10 protein-coding genes are annotated in these 13551 nt (G+C 73.5%); 8 read left to right on the top strand and 2 right to left on the bottom strand.

The features are described 5' to 3' along the window. Nucleotides 1-19: 19 nt before the first annotated feature. The 5 genes from ACGH7X_RS22845 (at nucleotide 20) to ACGH7X_RS22825 (ending at nucleotide 5942) form a co-directional block, all read left to right on the top strand. The gene (locus tag ACGH7X_RS22845; RefSeq protein WP_399887420.1) at nucleotides 20-1384 is read left to right on the top strand and encodes a glycosyltransferase; all 1365 of its coding nucleotides are present in this window, start codon (nucleotides 20-22) and stop codon (nucleotides 1382-1384) included. Then, on the top strand, nucleotides 1381-2187 hold the full coding sequence (locus tag ACGH7X_RS22840; RefSeq protein ID WP_399887418.1) for a polysaccharide deacetylase family protein: 807 nt from the start codon (nucleotides 1381-1383) through the stop codon (nucleotides 2185-2187). Before ACGH7X_RS22845 ends, ACGH7X_RS22840 begins: the two co-directional genes overlap by 4 nt. Before the next feature lie 122 nt (nucleotides 2188-2309). After that, nucleotides 2310-4187 carry a hypothetical protein gene (locus tag ACGH7X_RS22835; RefSeq protein WP_399897270.1) on the top strand — a complete coding sequence of 626 codons (1878 nt, stop codon included), beginning with the start codon at nucleotides 2310-2312 and terminating at the stop codon, nucleotides 4185-4187. 67 nt (nucleotides 4188-4254) lie between these two features. After that, nucleotides 4255-4728 (top strand): hypothetical protein, encoded by a 474-nt coding sequence (locus ACGH7X_RS22830; protein ID WP_399887416.1) that lies wholly within the window; start codon nucleotides 4255-4257, stop codon nucleotides 4726-4728. 50 nt (nucleotides 4729-4778) lie between these two features. Continuing rightward, nucleotides 4779-5942, top strand: coding sequence for a glycoside hydrolase family 26 protein (locus ACGH7X_RS22825; RefSeq protein WP_399887415.1), 1164 nt, complete (start codon nucleotides 4779-4781; stop codon nucleotides 5940-5942). Here the strand turns inward: ACGH7X_RS22825 and ACGH7X_RS22820 are convergent. Continuing rightward, entirely contained in the window at nucleotides 5863-8313 is a 2451-nt protein-coding gene (locus tag ACGH7X_RS22820) for a lipopolysaccharide biosynthesis protein (RefSeq protein ID WP_399887413.1), read from the bottom strand. The genes ACGH7X_RS22825 and ACGH7X_RS22820 overlap by 80 nt on opposite strands. Then, nucleotides 8306-9517, bottom strand: coding sequence for a DegT/DnrJ/EryC1/StrS family aminotransferase (locus ACGH7X_RS22815; RefSeq protein WP_399897267.1), 1212 nt, complete (start codon nucleotides 9515-9517; stop codon nucleotides 8306-8308). The genes ACGH7X_RS22820 and ACGH7X_RS22815 overlap by 8 nt, the downstream gene beginning before the upstream one ends. Nucleotides 9518-10015: 498 nt before the next feature. On the opposite strand from ACGH7X_RS22815, the gene fahA reads away from it, so the two are divergent. From fahA to ACGH7X_RS22800, 3 genes are all read left to right on the top strand, one after another. Then, a complete protein-coding gene (fahA, locus tag ACGH7X_RS22810) occupies nucleotides 10016-11242 on the top strand; it encodes a fumarylacetoacetase (protein ID WP_399887411.1) in 1227 nt (408 codons plus the stop codon). Between the two features lie 323 nt (nucleotides 11243-11565). Beyond that, the gene (locus tag ACGH7X_RS22805; RefSeq protein ID WP_399887409.1) at nucleotides 11566-12504 is read left to right on the top strand and encodes a M56 family metallopeptidase; all 939 of its coding nucleotides are present in this window, start codon (nucleotides 11566-11568) and stop codon (nucleotides 12502-12504) included. Nucleotides 12505-12747: 243 nt separating this feature from the next. After that, entirely contained in the window at nucleotides 12748-13536 is a 789-nt protein-coding gene (locus tag ACGH7X_RS22800; RefSeq protein WP_399887407.1) for a GntR family transcriptional regulator, read from the top strand. Nucleotides 13537-13551: the final 15 nt, after the last annotated feature.

Below are 13551 nucleotides of genomic sequence, written 5' to 3'. Positions count from 1 at the left end.
CCACTAGGGGGGTGGGCGCATGGCCGGTGCGGGGCGTGCGCGAGCGGAGACACGGCGGGAGATCGCGGAGTTCCTCGGCCTCGGGTCGGTGCAGGTGGCCGAGCTGGATCTCGGCGGCGAGGACGCCGGGGGTGCCGATGGCGCCGGGGACGCGGTGCTCAGACCCGGGCCGGGGAGCCCGCCGGTCGCGTCCGGCGCGGTGTTCCTTCTGGTCAGACGGGCGGGCCGGCCCGTCGGCACGCTGGTCGGGCGGGTGCCCGAGGGCGCGGACCCCACCCGGGTGCTCGCCGGACTCGCCCGGCAGCTGCCCCGCGGGGAGCCGCCCGAGTCGCCGACCGAGTCGCCGACCGCAGCGCCGTCCGCACCGCCTTCCGTACCGCCTTCCGTACCGCCGTCCGCCACGGTCGTGGTCGCCACCCGGGAGCGCGCGGGTCCGCTCGCCCGCGCCCTGGACTCGCTGCTCGCGCAGGACCACCCGGACTTCGACGTCGTCGTCGTCGACAACGCGCCCCTGACCGGCGAGACGCGGGACCTGGTGCTGCGCAAGTACGGCGAACGCGTCCGCTACGTGTGCGAACCGGTGCCCGGCCTCGCCGTCGCGCACAACCGGGGTCTCGCCCTCGCGCGGGGCGAGGTGGCCGCCTTCACCGACGACGACGTGGTCGCCGACCCGCGCTGGCTCACCGAACTGACCGCGCCCTTCACCGCCGACCCGCGCCTCGGCTGCACCACCGGACTGATCCTTCCCGCGCGGCTGGGCACCCCCGCCCAGGTCCTGCTGGAGAGCCACGGCGGCTTCGCGAAGGGGTTCACGCCACGGACGTACGACCCGGAGCACCCGCCCGCCGACGAGCCGCTGTTCCCGTTCACCGCGGGCCGCTTCGGCTCCGGCGCCAACATGGCCTTCCGTACGGCGGTGCTGCGGACGGTCGGCGGCTTCGACCCGGCGACCGGCGCGGGCACGCGCGCGCGGGGCGGCGACGACCTCTACGGGTTCGTCCGCGTCCTCGCCCAGGGGCGGCGGCTGCGCTACACGCCCTCGGCACTGGTCTGGCACCACCACCGGGAGACCTGGCGGGACCTGGAGACCCAGGCGTTCGGCTACGGCGCGGGCCTCACCGCGTATCTCACCGCGGTCCTGGTGAACCGGCCCGCGCTGCTGCCGGCCCTCCTCGTCCGGCTGCCGGGCGGGCTGGCACACGCGCGGGGCCTGACCGCCGTACGGGAAACGGGGGGCGGCGGTGCGCCCGGCGCCCACGACGAACGGACCCATCCCTGGCCGCGCCGCCTGTCGCGGTTGCAGCGCCGGGGCATGCTGTACGGCCCCGTCGGCTATCTGCGCGCCCGCCGCGCCCTGCGCACGGTCGCACGGGAGGCGCGATGAGCGAGGCCTGGGCACGGCACATCCCCGTCTTCCTCTACCACGCGGTGATGGACGATCCGCCCTCGTGGATCGCCGAGTTCAGCGTCACGCCGAAGGAGTTCGCCGCACACCTGGACGCGATCGCCGACAGCGGCAGGAAGCCGGTCACGATCGGTGCGCTCGCCGACCACCTCGCCCGGCGGGCACCGCTGCCGCCCCGGCCGGTGCTGCTCACCTTCGACGACGGCTTCGCCGACCTGCCCGGTCCCACGGCCGAGGCGCTGGCCGGGCGCGCGCTGCCCGCCACCGCCTATCTCACCACCGGGGCCATCACTCCGGGCGGCCGCAGTCTGCTGCCGCCCGCCCCGATGATGACCCTGGACGCGGTGGCCGCGCTGGAACGTTCCGGCATGGAGATCGGCAGTCACACCGTCACCCACGCCCAGCTCGACACCCTGTCCACCGAGGACCTCGCGTACGAACTGCGCACCTCCAAGGCGGTACTGGAGGACGCCCTCGGCCATCCGGTCCGTCACCTCGCCTACCCGCACGGCTACAACAGCGCGAAGGTCCGGGCGCTGTCGGCCCGTGCCGGGTACGAGACGGCGACCGCCGTGCGGCACGCGCTCAGTTCGGACCGCGACGAGCGGTACCGCATCGCCCGGCTCATCGTGCGGCGTGGCCACACGGTCGCCGACGTCGAGGGCTGGCTGGCGGGGGACGGCGCCCGGACCGCGCCCTACCGCGACGGCCCGAAGACGGTCGGCTGGCGGTGGTACCGCCGGGCCCGTGCCGTCCTGCACGGCCCCGTGTTCCCCGGGTGAGCGAGCCGCGGGGAACCGGATGATTTGGGTGTGAAAAGCCGAGTAAATTCCTATACTTGGCCCCAGGGGAGGGGAGCTTCAGCGTGCAGCACCATGTGCCCGTTCCGACCGCCGAGAGCAGCATGCCGCCGCCCGCCGATCCCCTCACCGCCCCGGGACGGCCCACCGGCGGGGAGCCCGGCGGGCCCGGTTCCTGGCGGGCCGCCCTCCGCCGCCCCCGCACCCTCGGCCTGCTGACGCTGCTGCCCGCCACCGCGCTGTGGGTGTACGCGCTGCCCCGCATCGGCTTCCGTGAGATGGGCGACTACGGCCTGCTGGACCGCCTGCCCCTCCCCTACTACCTCTCGCTGCTGGTCCTCACCGCGGGCTTCGTGCTCAGCCTGCGGCGCGCGGCCACCGCCCCCTGGTGGCCGGCCGCGCACTGTGCCGCGATGCTGTTCGCCCTCAAGGCACCACCGGCGGTGCTCTACGACGCGGTGCGCTACCCGTGGGCCTCCAAGCACGACGCCGTCGTCAACACGCTGCTCGCGAACGGGGAACTCCGGCCGGAGGCGGCGCTGTCGGGCAACATGTCGGCGTACGACCAGTGGCCGGGGTTCTTCACGCTCAACGGCGGCCTGGTCCGCGCCTTCGGTGTGGAGAGCGCCGCCGCGTACGCCAACTGGGCCCCGATCGTCTTCGGCCTGCTCATGATGCCGGTACTGGTGCTGATCTACCGCACCTTCTGCCGGGACTGGCGGCTGGTGTGGGCCGCCGTCTGGATCTTCCAGCTCGCCAACTGGGTGGGCCAGGACTACTTCGCCCCGCAGGGACTCGCCTACCTGCTGCACCTGACGGTCCTCGCGGTGGTGCTGCGGCACTTCGTGCGCCCCGGCTCCGCCGGACGGCTGCGCGACCGCTCCTTCCTCGACCCGGCGGCGGCCGGCGTCCCCCCGCCGACCGGAAGCGGACAGCGCACGATCTGCGTGGTGATCCTCGCCCCGCTGATCGCCGCGATCAACGCCACGCACCAGCTCACACCGGTGATGCTCTGCGTCTGTCTGCTCGCCCTCAACCTCACCCGCCGCTACCGCAACGTCGGGCTGCTGGTCGTCGCCGGCCTGCTGATGCTGACGTGGGACCTGACCATGGGGCGGCCACTTTTCGTCGAGACGCTCTCCACCCTGAAGGAGTCCCTCGGCGAACTGACCCAGAACTCCCGCGCCGGCTACGCGGGTCAGCTCACCGGGCCAGGACCCGAACTCGCCGGCACCGCCAACGTCGCGATGGTGCTGGCGATCATCGCCCTCGCCGGTGCCGCCGTCGTGCTGCGGCGACGGCTGACCCGTAGCGCGCTGCCGCTGCTGCTGGTCTCCGTCGCCCCGGTGCCGCTGTTCGTCGTCAACGACTACGGCGGCGAAATGCTCTTCCGCGTCTACCTGTTCGCACTGCCCGGCGGGGCGTTCTTCGCCGCCGCGGCGCTCGTGCCGGCCTTCGCGGGCGCCCACCGCGACCGACCGGGGCTCGCCAAGGCGCCGCGGCAGAGGGTCGCGGCCGTCGCGCTGCCGACGGTCCTGCTGGTGCTGCTGGCCGGCTTCCTGCCGTCGTACTACGGCAAGGAGAAGATGTACTACACGCCGCCCGCGGAGACCGCCCTGGTCACCCGGACCCTCGACAACGCCCCCGAGGGCTCGCTGATCCTCGCCACCACCGGCTCCTTCCCGCAGGCGCTGCACCGCTACGACAGCCTCGAGCACTGGTACTTCGCCGAGCAGGAACTCCCCGAGAACGAGCGGATGCTGAAAGACCCGGCCGGCTACCTCGCCGACGGGATCCCGCCGCGGACGACCGCGTACGTGATCCTCACCCGCACCCAGGACGTCTACACCGCCGGAGAGGGCCTGCTGCCTGCCGACGGCTTCGCGAGGCTGCGCACCGAGCTGTCCGCCTCGCCGCTCTTCAGGACCGTCGAGAGCCATCCGTACGGCGTGGTTCTGGAGTATCGCCCGGCCATCCCATGACGACCACCCCATGACGACCACCAGGTGACCCGAAAACCGACGCGACGAAGGGCAGTCAGGTCAGTCCATGAACACCACAGACCCCACGGACTCCACGGACTCCCAGAACACCGGCCGCACCGAAGGGACCCGGGGCTCCAGGGTGACCCCGGCACATCTCAGAGTCCTCGTCGCCGCCTCCGGCTGGCTGGCGCTGGCCGCCACCGCCGTACCCGGCCCGTCACCGCTGCGCTGGATACCGGTGCTGCTCTTCACCCTGTTCGGACCGGGCTGCGCGGCGCTGTATCCGCAGCCGCGCGGCCTGGCCGAGGGCGCCCGGCTGGAGGCCGCCGCGCTCGCCGCGCCCGTCAGCCTCTCGCTCGGGGTGCTCACCGCCACCGCGCTGTTCCTGGTGGAGGCCTTCTCGACGACCGCGTTCGTCGTGTCGCTCGCCGTCTTCACCACGGTCACCGCGGCACTGCCGGGTCTCCCGCTGCCCGCCGCCCGGCGCGCCGCGGCCGACCGCGCCCAACGCCGGCCCGCCCCGGGCGGCGGCACGTGACGGGCCGGCAGAGGGGACACGAGCCGTCCGATTCCGGTGGGGCGACGGGCATGGGAGTGACCGGCACGGGAGTGGCAGGCACCGGGGTAGCAGGCACGGGGGCAGCAGGCAGGGGCTCGGCGAAACGCGCCTACACGGCCGTCGTACTGGTGGCGGTGGCCGCGCTGATCGCCGGGCTCGGCATCTGGGCCGGCCGCTCGGAGGAACCGGACGCCTCCGGGGACGCCCTGCCCGGCAACGCGGCCTCCGGAAAGGCGCCCACCGGTCCGTGCGCGCCCAGCGACACACTCGTACCCGGCTGCGGGGCCTGGTGGGGCGCGTACGTGCCGTACGCGGGGAACGGGTCGCTCAAGGACGCGGTGCTCGGCTTCGAGAAACGGATCGGCCGGAAGCTGGACCTCGTCTACAACTACCACGACATGTCCGGCACCGAACTCGACGGCCAACTGCTCACCCCGGACGAGCAGGAGCTCGGCAGGGACAGGCTGCTCATGCTGGCCTGGGAGTCCACGATCTGGACCGAGCCGCACCACGAGAACTGGACCGAGACCCAGCTCGGCTGGAAGAACATCGCCTCGGGGAAGTACGACGAGGAGATCCTCGACCCGCAGATCCGGCGCATCAAGGCCTACGGCAAACGGGTCTTCGTCTCCTTCGACCAGGAGACCGACGCCCGCATCAAGGAAGGCGCGGGCAAACCCGAGGAGTTCGTCGCGGCGTACCGCCATCTGCACGACCGGTTCCGTGAGCTGGGCGCCGACAACGTCGTGTGGGTGTGGACCGTCTCCGGCTACCTCGGCAGCGCGGACGAGATGAAGGCGCTCTACCCCGGGGACGAGTACGTCGACTGGATCGCCATGGACCAGTACAACTACTACCAGTGCCACAACACCACGGACTGGAAGGACTTCCTGCGCAGCCAGCGGCCCAGCTACGCATGGCTGCGGGAGAACGTCACCGACGGCAAGCCGGTGATGCTCGCGGAGTTCGCCACCGCACCCGACGCCGACAACCCGACGCGTCAGCGCGACTGGTACACCCGGATCCCGGCCGACGTGAAGAAGCTCCCGCAGGTCAAGGCGCTGGTGCACTGGAACCGGCCGCCCTCCGAGGAGCCCGCGTGCGACCTGACGGTCAACGACGGGCCGGGGCTCGAGGGTTACCGGGAGGCGGGGAAGAACGGGTACTTCCACCAGCCCGTGCCGTCCCGCTGACCGGCAGGAGCCGGAGCAGGAGTGCGACCAGTACCACGAGTACGGCCAGTGCGACGAGCAGCGGCAGTGCGGCGGGCGCGAGCGTCTGCCGCCACACCCAGCCGCCCACCGCGGCGAGATACAGGACGCCCCAGCACCCGGGCCACGTCAGCCGTCCGACCGCGCGCACGAGCAGCAGCCCCAGCGGAACGAGGCACAGGAGAAGGGCGACCTGCGGCACCCACCGCAGCAAGGGCTCGGGCCCGCCCAGCCCCACCGCGTCCGCGAGTGCGCCGGCCGTCCTCGCGTACAACGCCCCGCCGACTTCCCGGGGTTCCCGTCCGAGGGCGACGGGCGCGGCGTGCAGGGCCAGTAGTGCGGAGCCGAGAGCGGCCCCGGGCAGCCGGGCGTCGCGCACTGTGCACAGCGTCAGCGAGGCGACGAACACCAGGAGCAGCACGCCTCCCGCGACCAGGGCGGTGACCGGCAGTTCTTCCAGCAGCCGACGCCCCGTCAGTCCGGCCGTTCGGCTGCTGCCGGAGGCGCCGTCGAGCCACGGCAGGCCGCGCAGCGCCGCCCAGAAGACGGCGGTGGCGACGGCGAGCAGGTACCACAGGACGCCTCTCAGCCACCGCTCCCGGGCATCCGTCCCGGACCTGGCCTCGACGCCGGCTCCGACGTCGCTCCCGGCACCGGCACCGGTAGCGGTACCGGTGGCGGTAGCGGTACCGGTGGCGGTAGCGGTACCGGTGGCGGTAGCGGTACCGGTGGCGGCGTCCGCGTCGGCCGGGTGCGGCCGGACGACCAGCGCCAGGGTGTCCGCCTGCAGCGCCTCGCGCTCGTACCCGGGACGGCCGATGAACAGTCCGGCGGTGTCGGCGGGGTCGACTCGTCCGACGGGCCCGGCGGTGCCCTGGCCGAGGTTCCGCTGCTCGTAGTCCGCCCAGCGCGCCCAGTTGGTGCCGTAGCCGGCGGCCGCGTTCAGCCGGGCCCAGCGGGTGCCGAAGTCCGGGCCGGTGACGGCCGGGCCCCTGCGGCCGCGCCGTCTGCCGCCCGCCCGCGGACCCTTGCGGCCGGCGTCGTCCATGCCGCGCAGCGCCGCGCGCAGGCCGGGCGCGCAACCGACGGCGACCACCGTCATGCTCACCAGCACCGCCCAGCCGGCGCCCGCGATCCCGGCCGGCGTGAACAGCATCGCCGCGCTGCCCAGTACGAGGACGCACATGGTGCCCTGCACGGCGGCGAGCACCCCGGTCCGGCCCTGGACGCGCAGCACCCCGATGTACAGCTCGACCACGACCCTCGGCAGCGCCCCGACGGCCAGCAGCCGCAGCACCGTCGAGCCGTGCTCGGCGTAGTCCGCGTCGAAGGGGGCGAGGATCTGCGGGGCGAAGACGACCAGGAAGAGGACGACCGGCACCAGCAGCAGCGTCATGCGGCGCAGCGCTCCCCGGACGCCGTCGGCGAGGCGGCGCGGGTCGTGCGAGGCGTGCGCGGTGAGGGAGGAGGCCATGTTGATGGCCATGAACTCCATGGTGCCGCCGACGGTGTAGGCCACGTAGAAGTAGCCGTTCTCCGCGGCGCTGAAGTTGACCGCGACCATCACCGGCAGCAGGTTGATCATCGCCAGGCTGAAGAGCGCGCCCAGGGAGTCCCCGGCCAGGAAGCGGCCCATCTCGCGGACGGCGGGCGGCTCCACCTCGCGGTCGGCGGCGGCCTGGCGCGGGATGAGTCTGCGGAAGATCAGCCAGCCGAGCGGCACGGTGGAGAAGGCGATGGCCACCGCCCAGGACACGAAGATGCCGAGCACCGGGAGCGTGGTGGCGAAGAGGGCCAGCAGGATCAGCTTCCCGACCGAGAACACCGCGTTCCCGGCGGGCACCCACTCCGCCTTGCGCAGCCCGGTCAGCACCCCGTCCTGGAGAGTGAGCAGCGCCCAGGCCACGCACGCGGCGACGAACAGCGTCCCCGCCTCGAGCGTGCCGAGCGGGGCGTACGAGGCGCCCCACAGGTCGAGGGTGAGAAGGAAGACGACGGCGGCCACGGCGACGACGACCGAACTCGCCGCGTACGCACGCCACACCAGCCCTCCGGTGGCGCGACCGGCGCGCGGCACGAAGCGGACGACGGCGCCGATCATCGTGGTCGCGGTGATGCTGGCGAGCAGCCGCATGGCGGCGATGGCCGCGGAGCCCTGGCCGACGGCCTCCTCCGAGTAGTAGCGGGCGGCCACGAGCCAGAAGCCCAGGCCGAGCACGGCGGAGACGCCGGTGCTGAGCATCAGGAAGTAGGCGTTCTTGAAGAGCGAGTCGCCACCGTGTCCGTCCGGGGGCACGGTCGAGCCGCCGCCCGCGGGTGCCGCGGCGGCCTCGTGCACCCGGGTCTCAGCCACCGGACGCAACCAGCCCTTCCGGCGTCTCGGCCGGTCGTACTCCGGACTCCTCCAACGCGGCGACGACCGCGCGGGCCCGCAGCGGATCCACGGGCAGCGCGTGCCGCGCGAACCAGCGCGCCCCCTCGGGGGCGGGCGACAGATCGGTGAAGGCCGCGCCCGCGTAGTCGTCCAGGGGCGGGTCGTAGAGGTAGCCGACGACGATGCCGCGCCGGGCCAGCGCGCGGACGGCCGCGTCCCGGTCCGCCACCAGCAACGGCACGCGGAACAACGGCTGTACCGCCCCCGCCGCCGACCCGCCGCCCGTGCCCGCCGCCGACCCGCTGCCCTCGCCTGCCCGGGCGGCCGGCCCCGCCCAGCGCGTGGACAGCAGCAGCTCCGTCCCGGCCCGGCAGCCCGCGAGTACGTCGTCCAGCCGGTCGAGCCTGCGCCCGATGCGCCCGAGCCGGAACCGGCCGGCCCGCAGCCGGTAGTCGTGCATGTCGACGCGGACCCAGGGGTCGTGAGCGTCCAGGCCGGGTGCCGAGGCGGCCGCGCGTGCCAGTTCGTCCGGGCGCAGCGGCATCCGGATCCCCTCGCGCTCCGTCAGCCCCAGCAGCCGCAGCGTGGCCCAGGCGGCCCGCCGCAGCCGCAGCCCGCGGACGGCGGCCTCCGCGTACGGCCGTACCGCGTAGGCCAGTTCGGCGGTCGTACGGCGCGGCAGCAGGAGGTCGTCGCAGGACTTCTCCAGCCCCTCGCGCAGGCCCGGGTCGGCGACCGCGAGGATGCCCCCCGCCTTGGCACCGACGTGCTTGGACAGGCTGAAGACGGAGGCGTCGCCCCAGGCGCCGACCGGCCGGCCGCCCACTTCGCTGCCTATGGCGTGCGCCGCGTCCTCGAACAGCGGGATGCCCAGGGCGTCGCACCGGATCCGCAGCCGGGGCGCCGGGTCCGGGTTTCCGTACAGATTCGTCGTCAGTACGGCGGACAGCGAGCCCCACGTCTCCTCGGGCACGGCATCGATGTCGATGGACGCGTCCGACGGGTCGAGCGGCGCCTGTACCGGGCGCAGTCCGGCCGCGAGGACGACGAAGAAGATGACGTCGTCGTTGACCGGCGACATCAGCACCCGGCCGCCGGGCGGGCACCAGTGACGCAGTGCCGCGTACAGCCCGAAACGGCATGACGGTACGTACACGCATTCCCGACCGAGTCTGTCGCGCAGGGTCGCTTCCAGCCGTCTCCTCGGCCGCGAACCGTCCCGCACCGAACCCGGACCGGCCTCCCCAATGGCCATCCGCTCCCCCTGATGCGCCGTCGAAGGCCCCCTCCCCGAGGCCCTCCGGCACCCGCCCAGAGTCACCCAGTTCGCACCGCTCCGTCAAGATTGCGTACCGGCCTGTGGACAACCATGTGTGCACAAGCGGAAGCGGAGCGCAACAACCGTGACCGTTCGCGCGGGCGCACGCCGATGAGACGTCCCGCGGTCCGCTTTCCTCCGCCCGCGCCCCGGCGCGCGCGGCGCTCCCCGCACGTCAGCGTGCCTGCGCGCGCCCTCCGCCGCCACGAGGCGTCACCTGCCTCCGCACTGCCCAAGACCGGTATGTCCCCCGTAACGTGTGGCCCGACCACGCGCCACGTGGCGCACACCGACCACGTGGCGCACACGGCGCACACGGCGCGCACCGCGCACATGGCGAGCACGAAAGCGAGGCAGCACCCGATGCCCCCCTTCGATGTCCCCGAGGGCGATCCCTTCGGCCCGCACAACCTTCCGTACGGTGTGTTCTCGATCCCCGGCTCGCCGGAGCGGACGGTGGGCGTCCGGCTCGGCGACCACGTCCTCGACGCGGGCGCGGCGGCCCACGCGCTCGGCTCGCCGTACGCGTCCCTGCTCGCGCGGCCCACCCTCAACCCGCTGCTGGCGGCCGGGCGCACCGCCTGGTCCGACGTACGGCGGGCGCTGACGGCCTGGGTGACGGTCCCGTCCCACCGCGAGACGCTGGAACCCCTCTTCCACCCGCTGTCGTCGGTGACCCTTCACCTGCCCTTCGAGGTGGCGGACTACGTCGACTTCTACGCGTCCGAGAACCACGCCCGCAACGTCGGCCGGATCTTCCGCCCCGACGCCGCCGACTCCCTCACCCCGAACTGGAAGCACCTCCCCATCGGGTACCACGGCCGCTCCGGCACGGTCGTCGTGTCCGGCACGGACGTCGTACGCCCGTCGGGGCAGCGCAAGGCTCCGGCCGACGCCGCTCCCGTCTTCGGCCCGTCCGTCCGCCTCGACATCGAGGCCGAGGTCGGCTTCGTGGTGGGCCTGCCGTCCGAACTGGGCAGCCCGGTGGCGCTCGGCGACTTCCGCGAGCACGTCTTCGGGCTCTGCCTGCTCAACGACTGGTCCGCGCGGGACGTCCAGGCCTGGGAGTACGTCCCTCTCGGCCCGTTCCTCGGCAAGTCCTTCACCACGTCGGTGTCGGCGTGGATCACGCCGCTCGACGCGCTGGAGGAGGCACGGGTGGCGCCGCCCGAGCGCACGCACGAGCTGCTGCCCTACCTGGACGACACGGGCGCCGACCGGGACGAACCCGGCGGCTACGACCTGCGGATCTCCGTCGCCGTCAACGGTCATGTCGTCTCCGAGCCGCCGTTCGCCACCATGTACTGGACGGCCGCCCAGCAGTTGGCCCACATGACGGTCAACGGCGCCTCGCTGCGCACCGGCGACCTCTACGGCTCGGGCACGGTGAGCGGGACCGCCGAGCGGGAGCGCGGGTCGCTGCTGGAACTGACCTGGAACGGCCGCGATCCGCTGGAACTCCCCGACGGCAAGCGCACGTTCCTGGAGGACGGGGACGTGGTGACGTTGTCGGCCTGGGCTCCGGGACCGGGCGGCGTCCGGGTGGGGCTGGGCGAGGTGACCGGTCGGGTGGTCGGACGGGACGTCTGAGGGGACGTGTGACGGGGCGTGTGACGGAGCGTCCGAGTGGCGCCCCGCGGGGGCGTGCGCCGGGGGATCCCGTACGTCGGGATTCCGGATCCGGTGGCGCCGACCCCTGACTCGCACCGCCCGACCCCGTCATACTGGCGTCGGGCGGTGTGCGTGCCGCGTCCCTCTCCTCCGGCAGGACCGGGAGCCGCACCACCACGACACCGGCCGGGCACACAGTTTCGCTCAGCCTGCTCAGCACAGCACAGCCCTTGTACAGCCCCTGCACAGCCCCTGTACAGCCAGAGCCGACCGTCCTTCGACCAGGATCCGGAGCCAGTGGCATGACCGTCTGCCTGCTCCTGCTGTTCGTCGTCGCCGTGACCGCCGCGGTGCCGGTGCCTCGCGCGCTGACCCGTTCGGTGTGGCCCGAGCGGGATCCCGTGGTCGCGCTGTGGGTGTGGCAGTGCCTGGTCGCCACCGTCCTGCTGTGCTGTCTGACGGCTCTCGTGCTCGGTGCCGCCGCCGTCTTCGGCACCGTCCGCGCGCAACTCTTCGCGCCGGCGCCGCCCGCGGTGACCGCGGCGTACAACCTCTCCGCCGGCCCGCCCTGGGCGGCCGCCCTCACCCTGCTGCTGGCGGGCGGTGCCGCCTGGACGACCGCGATGCTCGGCCGCGAGCTCGTCGAGGCCCGTCGGCGGCGCGCCCGGTCCCGCGCCCACCTGCGCGAGCGTGCCCCCGACCTGCCCGCCGGGCTCCCCGCCGCCCGCGGTCCCCTGCTGGTCCTGGAGGACGAGTACCCGGACGCCTGGTGGATGCCCGGCAACCCACCCCAGCTGATCGTCACCACCGGCGCCCTGCACCGCCTCACCGACCATCAGCTGGACGCAGTCCTCACCCACGAGCGCGGCCACGCCCGGGCCCGCCACGACTGGCTGCTGCACCTGTCCACCGCCCTGGCCACCGGTTTCCCGCGTGTCCCGCTCTTCGCGCACTTCTGCGACCAGACCCACCGCCTGGTCGAACTCTCCGCCGACGACACCGCGTCCCGCCGCTGCGGCCACCTGACGACCGCGCTGGCCCTGATCGAGCTGAACCAGCACCGCGGCGTCCTGTCCTGCTCCTCCAGCCACCGCCTCCTCGGCGAACGCGTCGACCGCCTCCTGGAACCCCAGCCCCGCCTGACCCGCCGCCACCGGGCCCTGACCACGGCGACAGCCGCCCTGGTCCCCCTCATCCCCCTCCTGATCACCTTCGCCCCGGGCCTGACGGCCCTGACGTAGCCGGCCGAGCCGCGGGCAGTCACCCGCCGCCCGTGCCGCCCATCTGCGGGCAGTCGCGCCTCCCCCCATCCCCCAGTGCCTGAACGGCCTGCGAGGTACACCCAGGGCGGCACGCGCGACCCGGTGGCAGAAGTCCCGCTTCCCCAACAGAAACCCCAGCTCATCCGCACAAGCGCCGAAGCCCCCGGTGGCGCAACAATCCAGCAACACCACTAATCCCACCGGATAGGTATGGTTCCAGCCATGCCGCCCACCGACCGCATCCGAGACCACGCCGGCCAGGGCGCGACGACCGTCGCCGCCCACCGCACGCGGCGTCGGCTGCGCGCCGACCGGGCCCGTCAACTGGCCGATCTGCTCCGCCGTCAACTCCTCGACGACGCGTTCCCCGACGGCACTCTCCCCCACGAGGAGGCCCTCGCCGCCGACTACGACGCCACCCGCAACACGGTCCGCCAGGCCCTGGACCTGCTGCGCGCCGAAGGCCTCGTGGCCCGCCAGCCCGGCATCGGAACCGTGGTCGTGGGCCGTAAGTACGCCCACGGGCTCAACCGTCTGATGGGCCTCGCGGAGACCCTGCACGAACACGGCCGCGTCACCAACGAGGTCCGTACGACCGTCCCCGTCCCGGCGCCCGCCCCGGTCGCCGAACGCCTTCGCGTCCCGCCGGGCTCCGACGTCCTCTACATCGAGCGCCTGCGCCGCCTGGGCGGTGTCCCCCTCTCCCTGGACCTCACCTACCTGCCCCTCGACATCGGCACCTCCCTGCTCGGCGCCGACCTGGAGAACACCGACGTCTTCCGCCTCCTGGAGTCCGTCACCGGCCGACCGCTCGGCCACGCCGAGATCACCCTGGAGGCCGTCACCGCGGACGCGCACTCCGCCGCCGTGCTGGAGGCTCCGCGCGGCACGGCGGTCCTCATGCTGGAACGGCTCACCCATCTCGCCGACGGCCGCCCCGTCGACCTGGAGTTCGTCCGCTTCCGCGGCGACCGCATCTCGATGAGCGGCCTGCTGCACCGGTCCCTGTGACCCTCTGAACACCCC

It is taken from the genome of Streptomyces sp. BBFR51 (assembly GCF_044591655.1).
Lineage (GTDB): Bacteria > Actinomycetota > Actinomycetes > Streptomycetales > Streptomycetaceae > Streptomyces.
Note: the sequence above shows the minus strand (reverse complement) of the source record. Positions and strands in the feature narration are given on the sequence as shown.